The organism is Leucobacter soli, assembly GCF_042659205.1.
Classification (GTDB): Bacteria; Actinomycetota; Actinomycetes; order Actinomycetales; family Microbacteriaceae; genus Leucobacter; species Leucobacter soli.
Genome location: NZ_JBHSRW010000014.1, coordinates 1 through 24,325 on the forward strand (window position 1 = coordinate 1; position 24,325 = coordinate 24,325).

Below are 24,325 nucleotides of genomic sequence, written 5' to 3' on the forward strand. Positions count from 1 at the left end.
GCCCATCGACCCGGTGCGCTTCATCGGCAACCGCTCGAGCGGTCGGCAGGGCGCGGCGATCGCCCTGGCCGCTGCCGAGCGCGGCGCAGACGTGATCCTGGTCGCGGCGAACGTCGAGGCGGCGGTGCTCGCCGAGGTGCGGGCCCACCCGGCGGTGCGCATCGTCCCGGTCGGCACCGCGGTCGAACTGCGGCACGAGATGGAAGAGGCGTCGGTCGGGTCGGACGTAATCGTGATGACTGCGGCGGTGGCCGACTTCCGGCCGGCGACGGTCGAGGAGCTGAAGATCCGCAAGGCGGAGCTCGGCGGTGCCGCGCCCGTGATCGAGCTCGTGGAGAACCCGGACATCCTCGCCGGTCTCGTCGCGCAGCGCACGGCCGGGCAGCTCGTCGTGGGATTCGCGGCCGAGACCGCGGACGACGAGGATCGGCTGCTCGAGCTCGGTCGCGAGAAGCAGAGGCGCAAGGGCGTCGACCTGCTCGCCGTGAACCCGGTCGGCTGGACCTCGGGGTTCGAGTCGGATCGCAACTCGATCCGCGTGCTCGATCACGAGGGGGCGGTCGTGCTGCGCGAGGAGGCGTCGAAGGCAGAGCTCGCCGCGTCGCTCATCGAGCTGTTCGCGCAGCGACTCGGTCGGTGAACCCGCCCGCGATCAACCGGCGCGGTGCTCCTCGATCTCCGTGTGCAGCGCGGCCCCGTTGATCTCGAGATAGAGCTGCCCCTCGGTCACCGAGACCGTCATCGTGCTGCGCCGCGCGAGCTCGGCGGCGACCGCGTCGATGAACCCCGGATCGAACGAGCGCAGAACGATGTCCTCGGCGCGATGGATGCCCTTCCCCGCCCACGCGGCGAGGAGCTTCGCCGGATCGCGGTGCGTGTACACGGCGGCACGATCGGCGAGCTTGCTGCCGAAGTGCAGGCGCTGCGCGTCCGGAGCGCCGATCTCGATCCAGGCCGTAACCCGATCGGTGAGATCCCGCACCAGCACGGCCGGTTCCTCCGTGGACGAGATCCCGCCGGCCCCGAACGCGATGCCCTCCTCGTACTCGAGGCAGTATGCGAGCAGGCGGGTCACCATGAAGGCGTCGGTCTCGGAGGGGTGCCGGGCGACGCGCAGCGAGAGATCCTCGTAGACGCCGCGATCCACGTCCGCGATCTGCACGTCGAAGGTGTGAATCGTCGCTCCGGTCGCCATGCCTCCCGAGCCTACCGGGAGCTCAGGGGTGGAACGGCAGCAGCACGGGGACCAGCAGGACGCTCACCATCAGCACGATCACGGTGAACGGCGCCCCGATCCGCACGAAGTCGCCGAAGCGATAGCGGCCGGGCTCCATGACGAGCATGTTCACCGGGGAGGACACCGGGGTGACGAACGCGGCGGAGGCCGCGAGCATCACGGTCATCGCGAACGGATACGGGGAGACGCCCATCGCGCCCGCCGCGGCGATCGCGACAGGCGCCATCAGCACCGCCGTCGCGGTGTTCGAGACGAAGAGCCCGATGATCGCGGTCGCGGCGAACAGCACGGCGAGCATCGCGTAGGGGCCCGCCCCGCCGAACGCAGCGGTCAGGCCGCCGACCGCGAGGTCGATGCCGCCCGTCGCCTTCAGCGCTTCGGCGAACGGCAGCATGCCGGCGATGAGCAGCAGCGTCGGCCAATGGATGGCACGATAGGCGGAGGCCATGTCGATCGCGCGGAAGGCGCCCATGAGGAGCGCTGCGATGAGGGCCGCGATCACGTTCGGCACCACGCCGGTCACCATCAGCACGATCATCAGGGCCAGGCTCAGCAGGGCGAAGGGTGCGCGTGCCGCCGCGGGCGCGCTCTCGTCGCTCTCCGACGGCGGTGCCAGCGCGACGAAGTCCCGGGTGGCATCGCCGAGACGCCGGATCGCCTCCCAGTCCCCCGCGACGAGCAGCGCGGCTCCAGCCCGCAGGCGCCGATCCGCGAAGTCCGACTCCGGGGCTCGGCCGCCCTGGCGCATGCCGAGCACCGTCACATCATGCGTCGGGCGGAGCCGCAAGTCCCCCACGGCGCGGCCGACCAGGGGAGAATCCGGCGGCACGACGATCTCGACCACCCCGAGCTGCCGAGCGTGGTCGTCGAAGACGCGATCCGACGTGCCGACGTAGTCGAGTCCGAGCCGGCCGAGGGTCGGTGCGTCCGGGGCGAGGTCGAGGATCAGCGTATCCCCGCGCCGGACGGACGTGTCCGGCGCGATCAGGAAGGTCGTCCGCCGCCAGAAGCGCTTGCGCTCGATCCCCAGGATGAACGCGCCCGTCGTGCCGAAGTCGACGGCCGGGATCGTTGCGCCGATGAGCGGCGATCCCGGCTCGACCCGGTACCTGCCGGCGCGCCGATCGACGCCGTAACGGGCGAAGAGGTCGTCGAACGAGTCGCGCGCGCTCCCCGTCTCGTCCGCCTCGACACCGCCGAGGAATCGCTGCGCGAACAGGGCGTAACCGATCCCGAGCGCGAGGATCACGAGGCCGAACGGTGTGACCGAGAAGAAGCCGAAGCCGTCGGCCCCCTGCCGCGCGAGCTCGGCGTCGACGACCAGGTTCGGCGCGGTCGCGATCAGCGTGAGCATGCCGCTGATCAGCGCGGCCATGCTGAGCGGCATCATCAGCCGCCGCGGCGACATGCCCAACCGCGAGGCCAGGCTCATCACGACGGGGATGAAGATCGCGACCACCCCGGTCGAGCTCATCACCGCGCCGAGTCCGGCGACCGTCACCATGAGCAGCACGATGAGCCGGGTCCGGCTCGATCCGGACTTCGCGGCGAGCCAATCGCCCAGCCGGTACGTCACTCCGGTCCGGGAGAGGCCCTCGCCCACGACGAACAGTGCCGCGATCAGGATCACGTTCGGATCCGCGAACCCGGCGAGCGTCTCCGGGACGCTCAGCACGCCGGTGAGCGGGAACGCGACGATCGCGAGAAGGGCGACGACATCCAAGCGGGGCCTGCCGATGCCGAAGAGGACGACGACGGCGACCAGGAGCGCGAGCACCAGCAGCAGATCCGGGGTCATCGACAGGCCTTCCGATCACGGGGCGAGCGCGGCGTACGCGACGTTTCGATGCGTTCGCGGCGTTCGATGCGTATTCCGGATCCTAGTCGACGGCTATCCGGAGGCGGAGCACCGCCGGGGTCGGAGCATCAACCGGCCCGGCCGGACCGCTCGACCGCGTCGATCACGATCGCGAGGTCATCGCGGAGTGCCATGAGACGTTCCACGGGCAGGCCGAGCCGTTCGATGACCGCGGGCGGCACGGAGAGCGCCCGCTCTCGCAGCGCTGTGCCCGCTGCCGTCGGAGCGAGGCAGAACGTGCGGTCGTCGCCTTCCGCGGGGAGGCGTTCGACGAGCCCGGACTGCTCCAAGCGTTTGACCAGCGGCGAGAGCGTGGCGGGGTCGAGGTGGAGCATGTCGGCGATCTCGCCGAAGCGCAGGGGCGAGTCGCCCCAGAGAGCGAGCATCACGAGGTACTGCGGGTGGGTGAGGCCGAGCGGTTCGAGGATCGGTCGGTAGACGCCGATCACGCTCCGGCTGGCGACCGCGAGCGCGAAGCACACCTGTCGATCGAGTTCGAGTGCGTCTTCGGGCAGTTGCTCCACGCCGTCCATCCTACCTCGTTTGCACACGAACGAAATGTGCTATCATTTTGTTTGTGCGCAAACGAAAACGACGGCTCTGGCATGAGACCCCGTGGGACGGCCAGCCCGGCTTCTGGGCCGCGTGGCGTCGCTTCTTCTACCAGTTCGAGGGAGCCTCCCAGCTCGGGGACCCGAACGAGCCCGCCTACGTCCCGCCGGCCGATCCGAAATGCCCGATCTGCGGGCAGCCGATAGCCGAGCATCGCATCGACCGCGGCGGACCCGGAAAGCCGACGCACCTGACGTGCCCGGCGCCTGGGCGATAGGGGGCTGCGGGGCTGAGAGCCCGGGACATGGAGTCTGGGGTCTGGGGTCTGGTCCCGCAAACCAGACTGCATGAGATCGTCGGCGCGGTACGTTTTCGACGCACGATCTCGTACAGCCTCGACGATCTCGTACATTCTGGAACGCCCGTCAACGACGAACGGAGTCGAGGGCGGCACCAGTTCGCAAGTGCGGCGGCTCCTTCCGCACCATCGCGGCATGCCCGAACAGCGTCTGCGCCGCGTGGTCGAGTGGTGACTCTGCCTCCACTCTGAGACCCGTAGCCCGGCCGAGATACTCGCGGAGTATCAGCAGCGACCTGACAAGATCGCGCAGCCCGGGTATCAGGAGCCAGATCCTGGCCCGGTGGTCCACGGCACTGGCCTCGGGAGCAGGACAGAGGAATCTGGTTCAGGGGCGGGTTGCCGGGCGCGGGCGGGCGCGCCCAACGCAATCTACGCGCTTCTGACGGCGACCGCAGAAATGGATCCTGCGACTGTGCGCAGGATGACGGTCACGGCGCGTAGGGCGACGGTGAAGCACCCCAGAACCACAGTCTGACCAGGAAAAATAAGCGAACCCCCAAGAGTAGAAGCCTCTTGAGGGTTCAGTAGCGGTGTAATCTCCGCTACGTGGCTCCGACCGGCGTCGATCCGGTGACCTTTCGATTTTCAGTGTGATCAGGTGTTTTTCCGTACTGTATACATAAGCACGATCCGCAGAAACACGCGGTTTCAGTCGGCGAGTGCCAGTTGGCTGCAGTTACTTTTCACGGAAAGAATGGCCCGGAAATGGCCCGCTTTCTGCTCGCGCCAGTGGCAAGGCTGCCGAGGCGCGAGCTGCCGCAACTCTCGACGCGCGCGCACCGATGTGTTAGTGTGTACACATCATTACACAAGGAGGGAGGCTTGCCATGAGCACAACCGTTGGTGTTCGAGAGTTCCGTCAGGGCCTCGCGGAGTACATCGACCAGACCGAGCCCGTCACTATCACACGGCATGGGCAGACGGTCGGCCTGTTCATCCCGGTACATCGGGATCGTAAGGCTGACATCGCGGCCTACTCCGAGGCTGCACGAAAGGCGAACGCGCTGCTCGAAGAGTGGGGCATGACCGAGGATGAAGTGGTGGCCGAGTTCGAGGCGCTGCGGAAAGCTGACCGCCAGGTGGAACAGAACACATGATCTCCCGGCGCATCGTCCTCGATGCGAACATCCTCATCCGAGCAGTGCTCGGCAAACGTGTGCGTGAACTCATCGAGCAATACGGCGCCGAGGTCGCGTTCTTCGTGCCTGAGCTTGCGTTCGAGGAAGCCGAACGACACCTCCTAGTGATCGGCGCCAAGAGAGGCCACGACCCGAAGGCACTCCTTGACTCGCTCGACAGCTTGCGGCCTCTTGTGGAGACTGTGACTGAGGAAGCGATAGTTCCTCTTCGAAGTGCGGCACTTGCGCGCATCGGCTCTCGTGACCCGATGGATTGGCCGGTCGTCGCTGCCTCGCTCGCGCTCAGTTGTCCGGTCTGGACCGAGGATCACGACTTCTTCGGCGCGGGAGTCGCTACCTGGACAAGCGCGAACGTGGAAATGGACTTCCCCGTCGAGACGAGCCCGCTGACGCGCCACCACCGCGAGGTGACGGGCGTGGTCGAGAAGTGGGATCTCTACGTTCGCGGCTTCGAACTGGCGACCGGCTACTCCGAGCTGATCGACCCCGTGGTGCAGCGCGAGCGCTTCGTGCAGCAGGCGGCCGAGGCCGCCCGCGGCGACGACGAGGCAATGCGGATCGACGAGGAGTTCCTGCGCGCCCTCGAGCACGCGATGCCGCCGTCGGGCGGCATGGGCATGGGCATGGATCGCCTGCTCATGGCGCTGACCGGCCTGGGGATCAGGGAGACGATCCTCTTCCCCCTTGTCAAGTAGGCGCCGAGAGGCCCCTGCTACTTCTCGCCGCTCCAGTCGTAGAACCCGCTGCCGCTCTTGCGGCCGAGCTTGCCGGCGGCCACCATGTCGCGCAGCAGCTGCGGCGGCGCGAAGCCGGGCCCGAGATCGCGCTCCAGCTGCTCGGCGATGCCGAGGCGCACGTCGAGCCCGACGATGTCGGTGGTCTTGAGCGGCCCGGTCGGGTGGCGGTAGCCGAGCTCCATCGCGAGATCGATGTCCTCAGCACTCGCCACGCCCTGCTCGACCATGCGCATGGCTTCGAGCGCGAGCGCGACTCCGAGGCGGCTGGAGGCGAAGCCGGGCGAGTCGGAGACCGTGATCGGCGTCTTCCCCAGCGCGCGCACCCAGCTGCGAACCGTCTCGGGCAGCGCGGCGTCGGCTCCATCGTGCACCACGACCTCGATCAGCTTCGAGGCGGGCACCGGGTTGAAGAAGTGCAGGCCGATGAACCGCGCCGGGCGGGCGAGCGATTCGGCGAGCTGCGCGAGCGGGATGGAGGAGGTGTTCGACGCGATGACCGCGCCGTCGGGCAGCGACCGCTCGATGGCGCCGAGCGCCTCGAGCTTGAGGTCGAGCGCCTCCGGCACGGCCTCGACGACGAGCCCGCAGTCGCCGAACGCCCCCATCTCTGTGCCGACGCGGAGTGCCTGCTTCAGCGCATCGGCGTCGCCGTCGAATCCGCGCGCGATCGACGTGTCGACGCTCTTCTCGATCCGTTCTCGGGCGGCCTCTGCCGAGGCGGCGTCGCGCTCGACGACGGCGACGGCGGATCCGGCGAGCAGGAACGCGTGGGCGATCCCGCCGCCCATGCGCCCTCCGCCGAGCACGCCGACGCGCGATGGAACCCGATCCTCTGGGGCTCCCGACTCGTTCTGCTGGTTCATCTGCTCTTCTTCTTCTCGAGGAACTCGGTCATGCGTCTCGTCTTCTCGGGGCTCTCGAAGAGCACCGACTGCTCGTCGAGGTCGATCTGCGGATGCGCCGCCCGCGGCGCCCGCAGCACCCGCTTCGACGCCTGTGTGGCCGCCGGGTCGAGCGACGCGATGCGCCCGGCGATCTTCTCGGCGCGCGCGAGCGCAGCCTCGAAGTTCTCCTCCAGGTGCGTGATGAGGCCGGCGCGCAGGCTCTCCTCGGCGCCGAGCACGCGACCGGCGAGCAGGATCTCCGCCGCGAGCGGCTCTCCGACCAGCTCGCGGAGGCGCCACCCGGCTCCGGCGCCGGCGATGATGCCGAGACCTGTCTCAGGGTTGCCGACCTTCAGCGTGGGGGTGCCGATGCGAATATCGGCCGCGTAGGCGAGCTCCGCGCCTCCGCCCAGCGCGTATCCGCTCACCACCGCGATGACCGGCATCGGCAGCTCGTTGATGCGCTGGAACGCGCGCAGATTGATGCCCTTCAGCGCGTCGGCCGCACGGCGCTCCCGCAACTGCGCGATGTCGGCCCCCGATGCGAAGAACCCCTCAGCACCGCACAGCACCAGCGTGCGGGGCTGCTCCTCGAGCTCCGCGCAGAGGGAGTGCAGGGCGTCGATGAGTTCCTGGTCGATCGCATTGCGCTTCTCGGGCGAGTTCAGTGCCGCGAGCACATAGTCGTCGTGCCGTTGAACGCGCAGGGGCGCGGATCCGCTCATGATCACACCCGCTCGATGATCGTGGCGGTACCCTGCCCGACGCCGACGCACATGGTGGCGAGGCCGTAGCGGCTGTCTTCGCGCTCCATGCGCCCGAGCAGGGTGACCAGCAGCCGGGAGCCCGACGATCCGAGCGGATGCCCCAGGGCGATGGCGCCGCCGTCGGCGTTCACGCGCTCGGGGTCGAGGCCGAGCCTCCGGATGCAGGCGAGCGACTGAGTCGCGAATGCCTCGTTCAACTCGATCGAGCCGATGTCGTCGACCGAGAGCCCGGATCTCTGCAGCGCCTTCTCGGTCGCCGGAACCGGGCCGAGGCCCATGATCTCGGGCGCCAGGCCGGCCGACACGCTCGTGACGATGCGCGCGCGCGGGGCGAGACCGTACCGTTCGACCGCTTCGCCGCTCGCGAGCAGCAGCGCGCTCGCACCGTCGTTCAGCGAGGAGGCGTTGCCCGCAGTCACCACGGATCCGCCCGGGACGACCGGGCGGAGGCCGGCGAGCACCTCGCGCGACGTTCCCGGCCGGGGGCCCTCGTCGACCGAGACGACGCTCTGCTTGCCCCGACCGAGGTCCACGGTCACCGGAACGATCTCGCGCTCGAAGCGCCCGGCTTCGATCGCCGCGGCAGCGCGGGCGTGGCTGTGCACCGCGAACTCGTCGGCGTCCTCCCTGCTGATGCCGTCGAGACGCGCCACCTCTTCGGCCGTCTCGGGCATCGAGATGGTGGCCTTCTCGCGGGCGGCCAGGGTCGGGTTGACGAATCGCCAGCCGATCGAGGTGTCGAACTGGTTGCCCGGCTTCGACCAGGCCTTGCCCGGCTTCTCCTGCACCCAGGGCGCGCGCGTCATCGATTCGACACCGCCGGCGACGACGAGGTCCGCGTCTCCCGCTCGGATCGCCTGCGACGCGCTCGACACCGCGGTCATGCCCGACGCGCAGAGCCGGTTCACCGTGTAGGCGGGGAGCGTATCGGGGAGCCCGGCGAGCAGCACGGCCATTCGCGCGACGTTGCGGTTGTCTTCTCCAGCCTGATTGGCCGCGCCGAACACGACCTCGTCGAGGGCGTCGGCCGGCACGCCGGAACGCTCCACGATCTCGCCCAGCACGAGCGCCGCGAGATCGTCGGGTCGAACCGTCGCGAGCGCGCCTCCGTAGCGGCCGACAGCGGTGCGCACTCCCTCTACAAGAAATGCCTCTGGCATGCTTCTCCTACTCACTTCCTTGCCGAACGACTCCGAGGGCCGGCAGCCGCACATTCGATGCTTGGGGTGGGAGGCGAAGCGCATGACAACCGCAATACGCTCCGCCTCCTCTCGCGACAGCCGCGTCGCCCGGGGCTCGTTCTAGGCTTTCGGATCGAGCGAGCCCCGCAGATCAGAACTTGATCCAGGTCGACTTGGTCTCGCTGAACTCTTCCATCGCCATCAGCGACTTCTCGCGCCCCAGGCCGGACTGCTTGAACCCGCCGAACGGGGTCGACATCTCGGCGACGTCGTAGCAGTTCACATAGACGACGCCTGCGCGCAGCTTCCGCGAAGCGCTGTGGGCCGTGTGGAGGTCGGTCGTCCAGATGGCGGCCGCGAGGCCGTACTGGGTGTCGTTTGCGATCCGGATCGCCTCGTCGAGCGACGAGTACTTGATCACGCTCAGCACCGGGCCGAAGATCTCCTCGGAGGCGATGCGCATGGAATTGCTCACGCCCTCGAAGATGGTCGGCTCGAAGTAGTTCCCCTCCGACTTGCCGCCGACCACGATCTTCGCGCCCTCGCTGAGCCCCGACTCGACGTACGACGACACGGCGGCCACATGCGCCGCGTCGACCATGGCCCCCGTCTTCGCCGTCGGGTCCAGTGGATCCCCGGGCAGCCATCCCTGCGAGGCGGCGGCCAGGTGCCCCATGAACTCGTCATAGATGTCCTCGTGCACCAGCAGGCGGGTGCCGGCGTTGCACATCTCGCCCTGATTGACGAAGGCGACCTCGGCGGCGACCTTCGCGACCTCCTCGAGACCGCGCGCGTCCCTGTGGACGATGTTCGGCGACTTGCCGCCGCACTCCAGCGACACGGACTTGAGGTTCGACTGCCCTGCGGCCTGCAACAGTTTCTTGCCCACACCGGTCGACCCGGTGAAGCTGATCTTGTCGACATCCATGTGCAGCGAGATCGCCTGGCCGGCGGTCGAGCCGAGCCCGGGCAGCACGTTCAGCACACCTGCGGGGATGCCCGCCTCGGCGGCGAGCGCGGCCAGCCGGATGGCCACGAGCGGGGCGCGCTCCGAGGGCTTCAGCAGCACCGAGTTGCCGACGGCCAGCGCGGGTGCGATCTTTTGGCAGACCTGGCTGAGCGGGTAGTTCCACGGGGTGATGCAGGCCGCGACACCGGCGGCCTCCTTCGTCACCAGGGTCACGAACTCCGGCTCGGTCGGCATCACCTGGCCGGCCACCTTGTCGATGGCTTCGGCGTAGAAGCGCACCGCCCGGGCCGACGACCCGACCTCGCCGATCGAGTCGCTGATGGGCTTGCCCATGTCGAGGGTGATGAGCAGCGCCAGCTCCTCCGTGTGCGCCACGATGAGGTCGGCGAACGCGACCAGCACCTCCCGGCGATGGCGGGGACCGCTCTCGGCCCACTCACCGGATTCGAACGCCTTGCGAGCTGCGGCGACGGCGAGGTCGACATCCGCCGCCTCGCAGTCGGCAACGTTCGCGAGCACCGAGCCGTCGGCCGGATTGATCTTCTCCCGGGTCTTCCCCGACTGCGCTTCGACATAGGAGCCGTCGATGAACGCGCGCCACTCCACCTCGACGTTCTCAGCGCGCTCGACCCAATTCTGCTTCGTCAACACTTGATTCTCCTCACACCTCTACTTGTAGAACTCAGATCACCGGATCCACGCCGAGCAGCGCGGCGATCTGGTCGGCGCTCTCCTGATCGTGGTGGCTCTGCGGCTGGTAGTAGCTCTTGCGCGACATCCGGTACTGGCCGACGGCCTGCATGTCGGCGAACATCTCGGCGACCTTCACCGCGACGACGTTGGGGTTGATGATCGCGACCTGGGAGGTCTCCGGCCTGCCCTGCAGCACCGCCCGCTCGTAGGCGGCAGCGATCAGGGTGCAGCCCCAGATGATCGCCTCCGCGCCGTCCCGCTCGGCCACCTCGTCGGCCTTCGCCCTCGCATCGTCGGCGACCGCGTCGAGGTCGAGCAGCATGTCCGATCCGAACCAGTCGATGGCTCGCACCGAGCGGCAGTTCGCGGACGTGCCGTAGACGCGCAGCCGATCCTCGAGCTCGGGCACCGCCTTGTGGTGGTCGGTGAGCACCGAGTATCTGTGCCCGAACGATCGGGCCAGCGCGGTCGAAGACTCGAGCGGCCCGACCACCGGGATGTTGACGAGCTCACGGCACTGCGTCAGCCCGGGATCGTAGGAGCATCCGATTACGAAGGCATCGTAGCCCGCCCGCTCGGCGGCCACGGCGGAACGCATGATCTCGACCTCGGTGAGGTGCTTGGAGACGTAGTAATCGGGGAAGTCGGGCCCGGTCTTGTGATGCCAGACGTCGACTGTGGTGCCGTTGCGCAGGTAGGGCGAAACGGTCTCCTCGATCAGTGAATCCGCCCTATCCCCGCAGAAAGGATTGAGGAAGCAGATGCGTGTCATCATTTACTCCTAGTGAGCTATCTGTTGTTATCTGTGAACTTTCGACCGGCGCATCGGGGATGCCCGGTGGACTAACTTGCGGCCTCGAGCCGATGCATCTCCGTCGTGGCCGCCATCAGCTCCTGCGTGTAGGGGTGCTCGGGGCGCGAGAAGACCGCCTCGGCGGAGTTGTACTCGCAGCAGATCCCGTTCTTCAGCACCATCACGTCGTCTGCGATGGCCCGCACGATGTCGAGATCGTGGCTGACGAAGATGACCGATGTTCCCGTGTTGGCCGATAGGTCTGCGATGAGCTCGAGCACCGAGGCCTGAACCGAGACGTCGAGCGCAGCGGTCACCTCATCGCACAGCAGCAGCTTCGGCTTCGCCGCGAATGCCCGGGCGAGCGCCACTCGCTGGCGCTGACCGCCGGAGAGCTCGTGCGGGTAGCGGCTCGCGAACTCGGGCGAGAGCAGCACGGAATCGAGCAGACGCGAGATCTCGAGCCGGCGCTCCTTCGCCGAGAGGCCCGACCGGTAGACGTCGAGCGGGCGCCCGACCAGCGTCCCGACCGTGTGACGCGGGTTGAGCGAGGTGTCGGGGTCCTGGAAGACCAGCTGGATCTCCTGGCGCTGCGCCAGGGTCCGCTGGTTCACCGAGTCTTGGAGAGCGTCGGATTCCAGGCGGATGGTGCCGCTCGCCGCACTGTGCAGGCCGGCGACGGTGCGGATGAGCGTGCTCTTGCCGCTCCCCGACTCGCCGATGATGCCGAGCGTCTTGCCGCGGTCGAGCGAGAACGAGATATCGGACACCGCCTGAACCGATCGGCCGCCGTTCTCGTAGGTGCACGACAGCGAGGAGACGTCGAGCAGCCGGTGCTCCACGGCCGACACCGCCTTGTGGGCGACCCTCGTCGGTTGCACGAGCGACTGCACCTCGGCCGTGCGTATGCATCGGGCGGACTGACGCGCTCCCACATCGACGAGCGCCGGCTTCCCATCCCGGCACGCGGCGGTCGCGAGAGAGCAGCGCGCCGCGAACGCGCACTCGCCCTCGACGATGCCGACCGGCGGCACTCCCGGGATGCCGATCGGCATGCTGGCGTCGGAGCGCGGCGCGGCCCACAGCAGTGCGCGGGTGTAAGGGTGGGCGGGGTTGTCAATCACCTGCCGAGTCGGGCCCGACTCGACGATCTCGCCCGCGTACATGATCGCCAGGGAGTCGGCGAGTCCGCTCAGGGCCGCCAGGTCGTGGCTCACGAAGATCGCCGACATGCCGCTCTCGGAGACCAGGTTGCGCAGCAGCCGCATGATCTCGACCTGCGAGGAGACGTCGACACCGGTGGTCGGCTCGTCGAGGATGAGCAGCTCCGGGTCGCAGGAGATCGCCAGGGCCAGGCCGAGGCGCTGCTGCTGGCCGCCGCTGAACTGGTGCGGGTAGCGATTCCGCGCCTGCTCCGGCTCCGGGATCCCGACGCTCGCGATGAGCCGGGTCACCCGCTCCTGGAGCTCCTCCTTCGAGAGATCCTTCATGTGCTGCCTGATCGCGATCGTCAGCTGCCGCCCGATCCTCTGGGCAGGGTTGAGTGCGTTCGACAGGCCCTGCGGCACATAAGCGAGACCCGGGCCCCAGAGCTTGCGGAGCTCTGGGCGGGGGAGCTCGATCAGGTTCTTCCCCTGGAAGAGCACCTCACCACCGACGACTTTCACACCGGGTTTGCCGTAACCGAGCGCGGCGAGGGCCAGGGTGCTCTTGCCGCAGCCCGACTCCCCCGCGAGGCCTATGACCGTTCCCGCTTCGACCGAGATAGAGGCATCCCGAACAACGTGCCGCAGGCCGTCCTCGATCGAGTAGGCGAGCGATAGATTCCTGATATCGAGGACCGTGTTCACAGCGATGCCCCCTCCGGCGTGCGCACCACTTCGCGCGTGAGCGCTTCGGCGACGAGATTGATTGAAAGGGAAAGCACGGCGATCGCGGCGGCGGGGGCCACTACGGCCCAGGGTTGCGCCATCACATACTCTCGCCCTGCCGACACGGCCAGACCCCAGTCGGACGACGGAGGCTGTTCGCCGAGCCCGAGGAAGTTGAGGGAGGCCACGAAGACGACCGCGTAGGTGAGGCGCAGTGCGGTGTCGGCGATCATGGGGCCTGCGATGTTCGGCATCACCTCGCGGAAGAGCACGGAGCCCAGGGATTCTCCCCGCGCCTCGGCCGCCTGGATGTAGTCGCGCACCACCACCTGATGCGTCGAGGCTCGGGCCAGGCGCCCCACACGAGGGGCGAACACCAGACTCACGCTGACCACCAGCACGATCGGGTTGTTGCCGAACGAGGCGATGATGATCATCACGACGAGCAGCGGGGGGAGCGTCAGCAGAATGTCGAACACCCGAGTGACGATGGTGTCGAACGCACCGCGCTTGTACCCCGCGATGATGCCCGGCACGCCCCCGATCAAGAAGCTGAGAAGCACGATGATGACCGGCAGCAGGATGATGTTGACCCCGCCGTTCATCAGCCGGCTGAGCACATCGCGGCCCAGGTTGTCGGTGCCGAGCCAGTGCTTCGCGCTGGGCCCTTCCAGCGGGCTCCCGACCGCCAGCGCCTGGGGGTCGTAGGGGGCGAAGAACGGCCCCAGGAAGATGAGCGCCAGGATGAAGGCGCCGAGCAGCATCCCCACGCGCCCCTGCCACGTCCGCGCCATACGGCGGAGGATGGATTTCGGCTTCGTGGGCCGCACCACCTTGATCGGAACAGTGGGGTTGTTGGGCAGATTCACCGGTGCAGTCATCGCTTGCCTCCGTTCCGCGAGCGCGGGTTTGCGAGAACGGCCACGAAATCGGTCAACAGATTCAGCAGAATGAACAGGATGCCGAGCAGCATCGTGATCGCCAAGACCGAGTTGGTGTCCTTGCTGTTGATCGCAGCCACGAGGGCCTGGCCGATGCCCGGGAAACCGAACACGTTCTCGACGATGATGACTCCGCCGAGCACATAGACCAGGTTGAGGCTGATGGCGTTGATGATCGGACCGCTGGCGTTGGGGAGCACGTTGATCCAGAGCACTCGCCTCCTGCTCAACCCCTGCAGGATGGCCGAGCGCGCATACGGTTCCATCAGCGTCTCGGCCATTGCCACGCGGCCGACGCGGAGCACATACGGGATCACCGTCAGAGCCAGTGCGAGCGCCGGCAATATGTAGGCCCTCGCCACCTCCGGCGGCGTTCCGTATATGACCGCGGTCGAGTCGACCGGGAGCCAGCCGAGCCAGACCCCGAAGATCATGACCAGGCCGAAGGCGACCACGAACTCGGGCATCGAGGCGATCACGATCGAGGTCGTGAGAAGAGCGGTGTCGGCCGGCTTGCCGATCCGCTGGGCCATGTAGACGCTGGCCAGGAGCCCTATGACGGTGGCGATCACCATGGCGACCAACGCCAGGATCAGCGTGTTCTCGGCCCGGGGCCAGATATCGTTGATCACCGGTCTCTGCGATTGGGGCGAGACGCCCCAATCGCCGAGAACGAACGAACCCAGCCACCTTCCATATCTCACGATCAGCGGGTCGTCCAGTGAGTGCTCCGCGATGTAGGCGTCGAGTTGCAGCTGAGTCGCCTCACGGCCGAGCACGCTCCGGGCGACGTTCTCGCCGGAGCCGCTCGTGCCGAAGAAGGCCAGCATGGAAATGATCAGCAGGGTCAGCAGCATGCTTCCCAGCTGCTGCGAGACCTTCACCGTCGTTCGCCACACGCTCCCGCTTCGGGAGCCTGTTTTCGCGACCGTTGACGTCGTCGTCACACCACAATCCTTCGTCTACCCACTGGACGGCACTCGCCTACGAAAGACGAATCTCCTTGAAGACCGCCATATCCGTGTTGCTGAGCTCCAGACCGTTCACATTGGTCCCGGTCGCCCACGTCGCCGACGAGAAAGCCGGCATGGCGTACGAGAACTCGCTCGCGACGCGTTCCATCGCCTGCTGGATGATGGGCGTCCGCGCCTCTTCGTCGGGCGTCGCGAGCACCTCCGCCACGAGGGCATCGAGCTCGGCATCCTGAATGCCCGTGTAGTTGAGATCGGCGTCGCTGACGTAGAAGAGCGTCAGCATGTCCACCGGGTGGCGCGCGTTGATGTAGTCCTGGAACATCGCGGTCTTGCGGTACGCGTTGTCCCAGTAGGCCGCACCCGAGTGCTGCTTGATTTGGATGCGGATGCCCGCGGGCTTCACGACCTCTTGCAGCGTCGTCGCGATGTCGAGCATGCCTGCGCTCTCAGCGGTCGTGTTCAGCTCGATGTCGATGCCGTCGGGGTAGCCGGCCTCGGCAAGCAGCTCCTTGGCCTTCTCGATGTTCTGCGATCCGTCGAGGCTGCTCGGGTAGAAGGGCGACTCCGACGCAACAGGAACATCCGCGGTGGTGGTGCCGAAGCCAAGGAAGGCGGTCTGCACCATCAGGTCGCGATCCTGCGCGAGCTTCATGGCCTGCGCGATGCGCGGATCCTCGTTGAACGGCGCCATCCGCGTGTCCATGGCGAACGTCCAGCACGACCGGTTCTCCATCGACACGAGCGCGACCTTCTCGTCGCCCTCGACCTGAGCGGCCGAGGTGAACCCGATCGCATCCACGATGTCGAACTGGCCGGAACGGAGGGACTGCAGCTTCGTCGCCTGCTCGGCGAGCACAACGGCCTTCACGCCGTCGAGGTAGGGGAGGCCCGCCTCCCAGTAGTCCTCGTTCTTCGCGAGCTCCCACTGCTGGCCCGGAGTCCACGAGGTGATCTTGAACGGGCCGGTGCCGACCGCGGTCTCGACGGTGAACTCCTCCGTGCCGTCCTTGACGATCTTGCACGACCGCTCCGACAGCGCGTTCGGGAGCAGCGAGTCGGGTCGCTTGAGGGTGAAGGTGATCGTGTGGTCATCGACCACGGTGACGCCCTCGGGGTCCATGCTCGGAGCGAGACGGGCGTAGGACTGCGAACCGAGCGCGGGGTCGAGGATGCGCGTGACCGAGAAGGCGACGTCGTTGGCAGTGAACGGGGAACCGTCGTGGAACACGACGCCCTCACGCAGGTGGAACGTCCACTCGGTCCCGTCGTCGTTGGCCTCCCAGTCGGTGGCGAGCGAAGGCTGCACCTGGAAGTTCGCGTCGCTTCTCGTGAGCGAGTCGTAGATCTGCCCGCAGTAGATGATCTCGCTCGAGTACTTGACCAGGGCGGGATCGAGCACTTCGCCCTGACCGGAATCGGTCAGTGCGAACCGCAGGATGCCGCCGCTGCCGCCTTCTCCGCCGGCACCGCTGCCGCTGGGGGAACTGCAGCTCGCCAGTGAACCGCCGAGGGCGACTCCGGTAGCCGTCACCAGGCTCAGGCGCAGTGCATCGCGCCGAGTGATTGGGGTCTTCATAACTTACTCCCGTGAATCGTAATCATGATGAAAGCCGCAAGTCGCGTGCTCCGGTGAATCGGCCGAACCGGCCGATCCCGCGAGAGGATCGGCGTGTGTGTAGCGGGGGCGGCCACCCGGCAGGGCTTGTGCGTGGCGGTTCGGCCGAGAAGAACCGGGTGATCCCGACGATACTTCGTTGCATCGTCGGGATGCTTGCCCGCCGCTAACGAGAAATCCGTATTCCTACACCTGACTGTGCGAAGGGCTGTACCCGTCGTCGCGATACTTCAGCGCTTCGCGCATCCCCTTCTCGAGCAGAAGTCGGTAGAACTCCTTTCCGTCGGAACCGCCATGCCCCGAATTATGGTTGCCCACGCCGACGATGTTCGACAGGCCCTTGAGCTCGTAGATTCGATGCATGTATTCCTTCGACGCGGCGACCTGCTCCGTCGGAAGCTTCGCGAGCTCCTGAGCCCACGATTCGAGCTCGGAGCGCACGCCGTCGGCGGGAACAACCCGGTTCACATAGTCCCAGTTGAGCGCCTGCTCAGAGTCGAACCACGATCCCTGCGTGAACAGCCTCAGCATGACCCGCATCGGCAGCATCATCGACAGGATCGAGCTCGTGAAGCCCTCGCCACCGCCGCGCAGCACCTCGAAGCTGAACTTCGTCTTCTCGGCGGCCACCACGAAGTCGCAGCACCCCAGCAGCAGGTTGGCCTCGGGGCCGACATAGCCGTGCACACCCGAGATCAGGAACTTGCGGAAGTACCAGGCTCGGGGCAGCTGCGGCACCTGGTGCTTCGGCCGCCCGGAGGCGATCGCCTCGTCGATGTATCCCTGAGCGGCCTCGCGGATGTCGCCACCCGCCGAGAAGACGGGGCCGTTGCCGACCAGCGTCATGACCTTCATCTCAGGGTCATCCTCGGCGATGTCGAGCAGCTGCGCAAACTCTGTGTGGAAGGCCCAGTTGAGCGCATTGCGCTGATCCGGCCTGTTGATCGCGACGCGCCAGATGGGTCCGTCGCGGTCGACGGTCAGTGTCTCGAATTCCATTTCGCCTCTCCCTGTCTTGTTCGTAGTGGTCATGCCGCGATCAGCCCCTCGCGGTAGGGGGAGAAGCGCTCGACGTCGAACGACGACTCCTCGCCCGTGACCAGCTGGGCGATCAGTTCGCCGGTCGCCGGGCCGGCGACGTTTCCGTGCTCGTGCCCGGTCGCGATGAGAAGCCCCGGGGCCTCCTTGATATCGCCGATGATGGGCAGCCCGTCCTTGACGCTGGGCACGAGGCCCGCCCACACCCGCTCGATGCCGACCTTCAGGTCCGGGCAGCTGCGCCGGAACTCGTTGAGCGCCCGCATCAGGCCGTCGACAGGGGGGTGATCCTCGAAGGAGTTCGGGTAGTCCATCGGGCACCCGAGCATCAGGTTGCCGCCGTCGATCTGATTGATGTTCTGGGTGAATTTGCCGGAGAGCAGCTCCTGACGGTCCGCATAGGTCGACTCGAAGGAGGAGAGCGTGCGGAAGTGACGGTACATCGTGGCGATCGACGGACCGTAGAGCACGGGATCGACCGTCTCGGCGATCGGGGTCGTGAGCAGCGCGCCGAGCCGCTCGATTTCCATGTTGATCTCGATGCCCTCATCGGCCAGCAGCTTGCTCCAGACGCCGGCGGCCCAGACCACACGGTCTCCCAGCACCTGACCGCGCGTCGTCTCGACGCCGATCACTTTGCCGTCCGCACCGCGCTTCAAGCGCGTCGCGGTCGTCTGCGTGTGGATGCGCACACCGCGCCGCGCGCACTCCGCGCCGAGCGCCGCAACGAACTTCGGGGTCCGGATCATGCCGTCCTCGGCGCAGAAGACGCCGCCGACCACGTCGCCCGTCAGAATCGGCGCTACCTCGCGCACCTCGGAGGGCTCGAGGTAGTCCGTGGTGAGACCCACCGACCGGCGCTCCTCCGCGAACTCGCGGAAGAGCGCGGCGTCTGCCTCGTCGTTGAAGAACGCGAGACCGCCGCTCGAACGGTATTCGAACGTGTTGCCGAGCTGCTCCGAGAAGCCCTCGTAGAGAGACCTTCCGTGCAGAGCGAAATCGAGCTCGATTCCGCTGCAGCGATTGCTTATGACCAGGAAGCCCATGTTGCGGCCCGAGGCCCCGTAGGCGAGGTCCTCCTGCTCCACGAGCACCACGTCGACTCCGCGTTCGGCCAGGAACCAGGCCGTGGTCGTTCCCACGATGCCACCGCCGACGACGATGACCTCTCCACGATCAAGGATCATTATTCTCTAGTTTCCCTTCTTGCCGGTGCCCTCGCGAAGCACGCGCTCCACGCGCTCCTCGTCGTAGCCCAGAACAGTGGTGAGTATTTCTCGGGTGTGCTCTCCGAGCCCCGGCGGATCCTGCATCGGATGCTCGGTCTGCTTGTCGAACCACAGCGGCGTGGTCAGCACCTCGACGGTGTTGTCCTCGAACGACAGGGGCCTCGTCGCCGAGTAAGCCTTGCTCTGAGGATGATCCAGGGCATCGAGCACACCATTGACCGGTGCGCAGAGAATGCCCTCGGGCGCCAGAATGCCGTGCCAGTGCTTGGTGGTCTGGGTGGCCAGCACATCCTGAACCATCCGGGTCAGCTCCACCCGATCCTGACGGCGGCCTTCGCGCTCCTGCCAGCGCGGGTTCTCCGCCGCCTCCGGAATGCCGATGAGTCGGCAGAGCTGCTTGAAGTGGTGGTTGAACCCCGCATCGATCACCAGCCAGCCGTCGCTCGTGCGGAAGGCCTGCGCGAGCGCATTGCCCGTGTGCCCCGAGCCCTGCGGGCCGATCTCGACCCCGGTGTACTTCGTCAGGGACGCCTCGTAGTTCAGCAACGAGAGCTGCGCGTGGAACAGCGAGGTGTCCACCCGGAGCCCGTGCCCCAGCTCGCGGCGCGCGTGCAGACCGGCGAGCAGCCCGATGCAGGCGTACATGCCGGCGGGGATGTCCGCGGTCGGCACACCGCTGCGCACCGGCTCGCCGCCGGGTTCGCCGGTGATGCTCATCGCGCCCGAGAGCGCCTGCGCGATCAGGTCGACCGCGGGCCTGTCGGCCTCGGGCCCCTCTTCGCCGAAACCGGTGATGCTCACGGTGATGATGTTGGGGTTGATGGCGGCGAGGTCGTCGTGCTCGATGCCGAGCCTGCGGGCCACGCCGTTCGAGTAGTTGTAGATGACGGCGTCGGCCGCCGCTACCAGGTCGTTGAACGCGGCCTTGCCGACCTCGCTCTTGAGGTCGAGGAGCACGCTCTTCTTGTTTCGGTTGTTCGAGATGAAGTAGAGCGAGGTGCCGTCGAGGTAGATCGGCGGGGTGGTCCTGGTCAGATCGCCCTTGGGCGACTCGATCTTGATGATCTCCGCGCCCATATCGCCCAGGATCATGGTTGCGAATGGACCCGCCAAGGCGTGCGTAAGATCCAGAACTCGTACTCCCGCCAATGGAAGCGGCGACATGATATCTCCCGTGTTAGTGAATGCCGGTGGATTGACGCGTCTCTCAGCACTGAGGCGATTCCGTGAATCGAACTGCATATCACCCGAGGCCCCAGCGTCTCTGTCGTCTGTCACTATTGTGGGCGCGCCATCGCAGGGCAACAATGGTGCGATCACACATACCTACCCCATTGTGTTGGACTCTGAATCCAATTGGCGCATACTCATGCGGCTACCGCAACGCTGCGCTCCGACTTGCGCCGATGCTCGGCGACTTGCGCCGGCTTCCGCGGGGAGACTCGCAGACGCTACTTCAAGAACCGACGAATGAGGCACGCGATCTGCAAATCGAGCACCTGGAGCGGGTCGGAGAGATCGCTTTCGAGCAGCTTCTTGATCAGATTCACGCGATAGTAGACCGTGTTGACATGCACATACAGCTGCTCGGCGGTCTTCTGAGGGCTCTGCCTGCAGGCGAGATAGGTCTCGAGAGTCGTCACCAGCTCGCCCAGGTCGCCGGAAGCGTGGCGCAGAATCGGTCCGAGAGCCATCTCCGCAAACGAGTCGAGCGTTTCCATCCCGTCGACCGAGCCGAGCAGCAGGCCGAGCACACGCGCCCGATCCAGATCGAGCACCCGTTTCTGACGGCTGCTCCCCGCCGCGACCTTCACCAGGCGCTCCGCCAGCGCGAACTCGGTGGCGAGATGGGGGCTCCGCCATCCCACGGTGCTGATCACCGCACCGCTCTCGCGCGCGCTCGCCGCCTCGAGCACACCCTCGAGCGTGTCTGCGAACCCTTCATAGGCGTCGGTGAGCAGAACGACGAGAGCGCCGCGGAACTCCGAGGCCAAGATGCAAGGAGCGAGCGCGGCCACCGCCGATTCGCTGTCTCTCGCGTAAGGCCAGACAATGCAGAAACGAGCCATCGTGTTCAGTTCGATGCCGAGGCCTCGTGCTCGTCGCTCGAGCACCTCGGCGTCGGACTCCCCTCGACCGAAGATCTCGACGATGAGCTCCCGGCCGAGACGCTCGGCCACCTCCGCGACCGACCGCTCGCGCAGCAGCTCGAGGGCCACCGCATTGGCTCCCTCCTCCAAGACCTCCCCGAGCCCGTCGACATCCGTATTCGCCGCGTTGCACCAGATGCTGCCGAGCACCACCCCCGCCGCGGTGATCGGCACCGACATGATCCGACGACCGTCCATCCCGCCCGACCGTTTCTCACGCCCCGGCGGGGCCGCAGACCGAGGGCGGCGAGAGTGCTTCTCGGCACCCTCCGGGCCCCGATGATGCGCTCGCGCGAAAGCGAACTCCTGCAGCTCCGCAACCCTGTCGGGGTCCCCCTGCGAACCGAAGGGAGCGTGATGCTCGTCGAGCGCGACGATCGCTCCGCCCGCGACCTGTCTGAGCCAGGCCAGAAGGCCGTCCAACCCGCCGTCGCGCAGCATGATCTCGTTGAGCGCGCGCCGAGCCTCGATCTGGCGCATGAGCACCAGGATCCTGTGCTGGGCCTCATCGCTGTCGCGCTGAACCTCTGACAGCGCAGAGGTGCCGCGCTCGTACAGGCTCGCGTTCTGCACCGCCCGCCCCGCGTGCTGGGCGAGCCGTTCCAGCAGATCCAGGATCGAATCCGAGAAAGTGCGGACCTCTCTGTCGGCGAGGCAGAGCAGCCCGACGAACTGATCCTCGACGAGCATCGGCACCCCGATCACGCTTCGGATCCCCTCCCTGAGGTCCGCGTCGTCCACGTCGCTGTCGCGGATGAACCGTTCATCGGTCAGATAGTCATCGGTGTAGTAGATCTGCCCGATCTCCACCGCCTTGCCGCCGAGCCCCACCCCGAGCTTGAGCCTCACCTTTCCGTAGTATTCGGGGTCGGTCAACCCGACCGAGGCCCGCATGAACAGCTGGGAAGAAGACTGATCGAGCATCATGATGTAGGCGATCGGCACGCCCGCGAGATCGCGGATCTGATTGAGCATCGTCGAGAGCACGAACTCGATATCGAGGTTCGACGACAGTTCGAGCGCCAGCTTGGCGACCGTGGCCAGCTGCTGCTGCTCGGTGCGCGCCTCCTCAAGTGTGATCACGTTGGAGAGCGCAGCGGAGGCGTTGAGCAGGAACTCCTCGAAGTCGCTCTCGGAGACCGCGGACCCCGCACCCTCCAGCACGAGCACGCCTGCGAGATCTCCCGCGGCTACCAGATCCACGGCACTCACATCCGCATTCGTGTTCGTGTTCGTGCGCGGAGTCCGCTCGGAAAGGTCCGGGTGCATGTGCTGCGCGAGCAGCACAGAACTCGCGGTCTCCGTGCTCTTCGCGTTCTCGGTGCTTTCAGGGACCCAGCTGACTCGGCGACGCTCCACCCCGGTTTCCAGCACCAGTTCGCCGGAGGCCCGCGCATACCGCCACATGTGAGCCGCGGCAGCGCCGGTGAGCGCCTGGGCCTCTCCGGCGATCATGGAGCAGGCCTCGGCTACCGTCGCGTCTCCGACGAGCACGCGCTGGAGTTTTCTCGCCCAAGTCACCGGACACGCACCTCGACATCTTCCTCGATCGCTGGGGAACGTTGATTGGATCTATTCTGATGCCCGGCCGGAACGAGATCAATGCATGCACCCGATCGCCGGTGCTGTGCTCCCTCACCATCTGCCCGGTATACGCGTTCATCAGCCCGGTGTACATGGTCATCCGCCCGCGTCTCCGCATCACGAGGGCGACGGCTCCGAGGAAGCGAAAACCCCCTGCCACAGGCAGGGGGTCGAGCGGCCACAGTGGGGGAGGGTTGGAACGAGAATCTGTGGAGCAGAGTCGAGAGGTCCTTGAGTATCAACGGCTAGGAGCCGTTAACTTCCACCCGTAGTCAGTCCGAAGAATCGGTCGAAGAACTCACCCAGCAGCTGGATCACGCGTTGTTTCTTTTCGCGGTGTCCCTTGTCTTTCGAGAACCGCGACACCGGTGGCAGCACCTTCGTGATCGCCGTGCCCGTCGTGCGAAGCTGGCCGTCACGGAACGCGGCATCGATGAACCGTTCGGTCTCTTCGGGCTTCAGATTCTCGGTCGAAATGATCTCGGCGAGTTCCTTCTCGCGCTGCGCCGCTACATACGCCTGCCACTCGGCCTCGATCTCGCCCTTCACCGAGACGGAATCGACAAAGTTCTCGATGAGGTCCTTCTTGTTCCGCAGTGACGGGCTTGAATCGATCGCACGGCTGATGCCTGAACGCAGCTCTTTGTCTTCGCCGTCGCCGCGTTCTTCACGGTACTTCTGCACGAGCAGCAGGATGTAGTCAACGTTGATCTCGACCTGTTTGATCAGTTCGATCTCGAAGACCACGTCCTCGATGATGCTTTCCTTCTCGCTCTGGGTCGCGCGCTTACGTTCGTTCCAGAGATCGAGGTAGGTGGACTGGTAGTCCTGTATGTCCCTGGCAGAGAGGATCTCGTCGTTCTCGAAGTCATCAAACGAGGTGAGGATATTGCGGAGCTTGAGAATCTCACCGTAGAGCTTCACGAACTCGACCTGGCTCTCTTCGCCCACGATCAGCGCACCTGGCTGGTACTGCTGCATGAGCTGCGTGACTTTCTCGGCATATTGCTCGAAGTACTCACGGTACGGCTTCAGCAACACGATGCCTGTGGCGTCTCTGTTGCCGAACAGGGCGATCGCGTCGTTCGTGGCTTCTTCGAGGTCGCGGAAGTTCACAATGTTGCCGTATGTCTTCACGGAGTTCAAGATGCGGTTCGTACGCGAGTACGCCTGAATGAGGCCGTGACTGCGGAGGTTCTTATCCACCCACAGCGTGTTGAGGGTGGTGGCGTCGAAGCCGGTGAGGAACATGTTCACCACGATGACGAGATCGATCTCGCGGGTCTTGAGTCGTTGCGAGAGGTCCTTGTAGTAGTTCTGGAAGCTATCGGAGCTCGTGTCGAAGCTGGTGCCGAACATGCGGTTGTAATCAGAGATCGCGGTCTCGAGAAAGCTACGTGCATCGCCGGAGAGGGCGTCGGTTTCGAAGCCTTCCTCGTCGAGTAATCCGTCTTCGCTGTCGGGGTTTGCTGCATAGGAGAAGATTGTCGCGACCTTGAGCCGCTGATCCGGGAGCAGTGCCTCTTGCTGGTTTTTGAACTCTTGGTAGTAGGTGCGGGCCGCGGTGATGGATGCGGTGGCGAAGATGGAGTTGAAGCCCTTCACGCGACGCTCCCCGAGCGCGTAGCCTTCTTGACGTTTCGTCTTCTGGTCAAAGTGCTCAAGAATGTAGTTTGAATTGGCCTGGTTTCAGTTCCGATCTTTATATAAGGATGGAACTACGATGCCAAGCAAATACGACCCTGAACTTC

General features: G+C 66.2%; 19 protein-coding genes and 2 pseudogenes. 4 read left to right on the forward strand and 17 right to left on the reverse strand.

Translation table 11 applies throughout. The annotated features are described in order from the left end of the window. A partial coding sequence (locus ACFPZL_RS02190; protein ID WP_382334632.1) for a phosphopantothenoylcysteine decarboxylase domain-containing protein occupies positions 1-640 on the forward strand: 640 nt, incomplete at its 5' end. A gap of 12 nt (positions 641-652) precedes the next feature. Here the strand turns inward: ACFPZL_RS02190 and ACFPZL_RS02195 are convergent. From ACFPZL_RS02195 to ACFPZL_RS02205, 3 genes are all read right to left on the reverse strand, one after another. Further along, positions 653-1,195 carry a YaeQ family protein gene (locus ACFPZL_RS02195; RefSeq protein WP_218114291.1) on the reverse strand — a complete coding sequence of 181 codons (543 nt, stop codon included), beginning with the start codon at positions 1,193-1,195 and terminating at the stop codon, positions 653-655. A 22-nt stretch (positions 1,196-1,217) separates the two neighbouring features. Beyond that, positions 1,218-3,035: an SLC13 family permease gene (locus tag ACFPZL_RS02200; RefSeq protein WP_218114290.1), complete on the reverse strand. Its 1,818-nt coding sequence runs from the start codon at positions 3,033-3,035 to the stop codon at positions 1,218-1,220. Positions 3,036-3,163: 128 nt separating this feature from the next. Beyond that, positions 3,164-3,628: a MarR family winged helix-turn-helix transcriptional regulator gene (locus ACFPZL_RS02205; RefSeq protein WP_218114289.1), complete on the reverse strand. Its 465-nt coding sequence runs from the start codon at positions 3,626-3,628 to the stop codon at positions 3,164-3,166. Between the two features lie 1,207 nt (positions 3,629-4,835). Between ACFPZL_RS02205 and ACFPZL_RS02210 the strand changes: the two genes are divergently transcribed. The 3 genes and pseudogenes from ACFPZL_RS02210 to ACFPZL_RS02220 all read left to right on the forward strand — a co-directional run. Further along, positions 4,836-5,105: a type II toxin-antitoxin system Phd/YefM family antitoxin gene (locus tag ACFPZL_RS02210; protein WP_218114288.1), complete on the forward strand. Its 270-nt coding sequence runs from the start codon at positions 4,836-4,838 to the stop codon at positions 5,103-5,105. Further along, positions 5,102-5,500 (forward strand): annotated as a pseudogene (locus ACFPZL_RS02215) (PIN domain-containing protein); the annotation flags it as partial. The gene ACFPZL_RS02210 and the pseudogene ACFPZL_RS02215, both read left to right, overlap by 4 nt. A gap of 6 nt (positions 5,501-5,506) precedes the next feature. Beyond that, a pseudogene (locus ACFPZL_RS02220) lies at positions 5,507-5,842 on the forward strand (amino acid--tRNA ligase-related protein); the annotation flags it as partial. Positions 5,843-5,859: 17 nt separating this feature from the next. On the opposite strand, the gene ACFPZL_RS02225 reads toward ACFPZL_RS02220, so the two are convergent. The 14 genes from ACFPZL_RS02225 to ACFPZL_RS02290 all read right to left on the reverse strand — a co-directional run bounded on the left by ACFPZL_RS02225 (position 5,860) and on the right by ACFPZL_RS02290 (position 24,179). Then, positions 5,860-6,747 (reverse strand): 3-hydroxyacyl-CoA dehydrogenase family protein, encoded by an 888-nt coding sequence (locus ACFPZL_RS02225; protein WP_218114286.1) that lies wholly within the window; start codon positions 6,745-6,747, stop codon positions 5,860-5,862. Continuing rightward, the gene (locus ACFPZL_RS02230) at positions 6,744-7,493 is read right to left on the reverse strand and encodes an enoyl-CoA hydratase/isomerase family protein (RefSeq protein ID WP_218114285.1); all 750 of its coding nucleotides are present in this window, start codon (positions 7,491-7,493) and stop codon (positions 6,744-6,746) included. Before ACFPZL_RS02230 ends, ACFPZL_RS02225 begins: the two co-directional genes overlap by 4 nt. Before the next feature lie 2 nt (positions 7,494-7,495). After that, complete coding sequence (locus ACFPZL_RS02235) at positions 7,496-8,695, reverse strand: thiolase family protein (protein ID WP_218114284.1); 1,200 nt, start codon at positions 8,693-8,695, stop codon at positions 7,496-7,498. A gap of 172 nt (positions 8,696-8,867) precedes the next feature. After that, a complete protein-coding gene (locus tag ACFPZL_RS02240) occupies positions 8,868-10,334 on the reverse strand; it encodes an aldehyde dehydrogenase family protein (RefSeq protein WP_218114283.1) in 1,467 nt (488 codons plus the stop codon). A gap of 34 nt (positions 10,335-10,368) precedes the next feature. After that, positions 10,369-11,151, reverse strand: a complete 783-nt coding sequence (locus ACFPZL_RS02245) for an aspartate/glutamate racemase family protein (RefSeq protein ID WP_218114282.1) — start codon at positions 11,149-11,151, stop codon at positions 10,369-10,371. 71 nt (positions 11,152-11,222) lie between these two features. Continuing rightward, positions 11,223-13,022 (reverse strand): dipeptide ABC transporter ATP-binding protein, encoded by a 1,800-nt coding sequence (locus ACFPZL_RS02250; protein ID WP_218114281.1) that lies wholly within the window; start codon positions 13,020-13,022, stop codon positions 11,223-11,225. Further along, positions 13,019-13,924, reverse strand: coding sequence for an ABC transporter permease (locus tag ACFPZL_RS02255; protein ID WP_218114280.1), 906 nt, complete (start codon positions 13,922-13,924; stop codon positions 13,019-13,021). Before ACFPZL_RS02255 ends, ACFPZL_RS02250 begins: the two co-directional genes overlap by 4 nt. Further along, positions 13,921-14,931: an ABC transporter permease gene (locus ACFPZL_RS02260; RefSeq protein WP_218114279.1), complete on the reverse strand. Its 1,011-nt coding sequence runs from the start codon at positions 14,929-14,931 to the stop codon at positions 13,921-13,923. The genes ACFPZL_RS02255 and ACFPZL_RS02260 overlap by 4 nt, the downstream gene beginning before the upstream one ends. Positions 14,932-14,968: 37 nt before the next feature. After that, complete coding sequence (locus ACFPZL_RS02265) at positions 14,969-16,534, reverse strand: ABC transporter substrate-binding protein (RefSeq protein WP_218114278.1); 1,566 nt, start codon at positions 16,532-16,534, stop codon at positions 14,969-14,971. 225 nt (positions 16,535-16,759) lie between these two features. Then, on the reverse strand, positions 16,760-17,572 hold the full coding sequence (locus tag ACFPZL_RS02270; RefSeq protein ID WP_218114277.1) for an enoyl-CoA hydratase/isomerase family protein: 813 nt from the start codon (positions 17,570-17,572) through the stop codon (positions 16,760-16,762). 29 nt (positions 17,573-17,601) lie between these two features. Then, positions 17,602-18,798, reverse strand: coding sequence for an NAD(P)/FAD-dependent oxidoreductase (locus ACFPZL_RS02275; protein WP_218114276.1), 1,197 nt, complete (start codon positions 18,796-18,798; stop codon positions 17,602-17,604). A gap of 6 nt (positions 18,799-18,804) precedes the next feature. After that, positions 18,805-20,082, reverse strand: a complete 1,278-nt coding sequence (locus ACFPZL_RS02280) for a CaiB/BaiF CoA transferase family protein (RefSeq protein ID WP_382334636.1) — start codon at positions 20,080-20,082, stop codon at positions 18,805-18,807. Positions 20,083-20,291: 209 nt separating this feature from the next. Next, entirely contained in the window at positions 20,292-22,511 is a 2,220-nt protein-coding gene (locus tag ACFPZL_RS02285; RefSeq protein ID WP_218114274.1) for a helix-turn-helix domain-containing protein, read from the reverse strand. 318 nt (positions 22,512-22,829) lie between these two features. Then, complete coding sequence (locus ACFPZL_RS02290; protein ID WP_328798004.1) at positions 22,830-24,179, reverse strand: type I restriction endonuclease subunit R, EcoR124 family; 1,350 nt, start codon at positions 24,177-24,179, stop codon at positions 22,830-22,832. Positions 24,180-24,325: the final 146 nt, after the last annotated feature.

Bases quoted from the DNA above. Each gene is read 5' to 3' on its own strand.
- ACFPZL_RS02195 (WP_218114291.1), bottom strand. From the start codon at position 1,195: ATGGCGACCGGAGCGACGATTCACACCTTCGACGTGCAGATCGCGGAC.
- ACFPZL_RS02200 (WP_218114290.1), bottom strand. From the start codon at position 3,035: ATGACCCCGGATCTGCTGCTGGTGCTCGCGCTCCTGGTCGCCGTCGTC.
- ACFPZL_RS02205 (WP_218114289.1), bottom strand. From the start codon at position 3,628: ATGGACGGCGTGGAGCAACTGCCCGAAGACGCACTCGAACTCGATCGA.
- ACFPZL_RS02210 (WP_218114288.1), top strand. From the start codon at position 4,836: ATGAGCACAACCGTTGGTGTTCGAGAGTTCCGTCAGGGCCTCGCGGAG.
- ACFPZL_RS02225 (WP_218114286.1), bottom strand. From the start codon at position 6,747: ATGAACCAGCAGAACGAGTCGGGAGCCCCAGAGGATCGGGTTCCATCG.
- ACFPZL_RS02230 (WP_218114285.1), bottom strand. From the start codon at position 7,493: ATGAGCGGATCCGCGCCCCTGCGCGTTCAACGGCACGACGACTATGTG.
- ACFPZL_RS02235 (WP_218114284.1), bottom strand. From the start codon at position 8,695: ATGCCAGAGGCATTTCTTGTAGAGGGAGTGCGCACCGCTGTCGGCCGC.
- ACFPZL_RS02245 (WP_218114282.1), bottom strand. From the start codon at position 11,151: ATGACACGCATCTGCTTCCTCAATCCTTTCTGCGGGGATAGGGCGGAT.
- ACFPZL_RS02255 (WP_218114280.1), bottom strand. From the start codon at position 13,924: ATGACTGCACCGGTGAATCTGCCCAACAACCCCACTGTTCCGATCAAG.
- ACFPZL_RS02265 (WP_218114278.1), bottom strand. From the start codon at position 16,534: ATGAAGACCCCAATCACTCGGCGCGATGCACTGCGCCTGAGCCTGGTG.
- ACFPZL_RS02270 (WP_218114277.1), bottom strand. From the start codon at position 17,572: ATGGAATTCGAGACACTGACCGTCGACCGCGACGGACCCATCTGGCGC.
- ACFPZL_RS02275 (WP_218114276.1), bottom strand. From the start codon at position 18,798: ATGATCCTTGATCGTGGAGAGGTCATCGTCGTCGGCGGTGGCATCGTG.
- ACFPZL_RS02280 (WP_382334636.1), bottom strand. From the start codon at position 20,082: ATGCAGTTCGATTCACGGAATCGCCTCAGTGCTGAGAGACGCGTCAAT.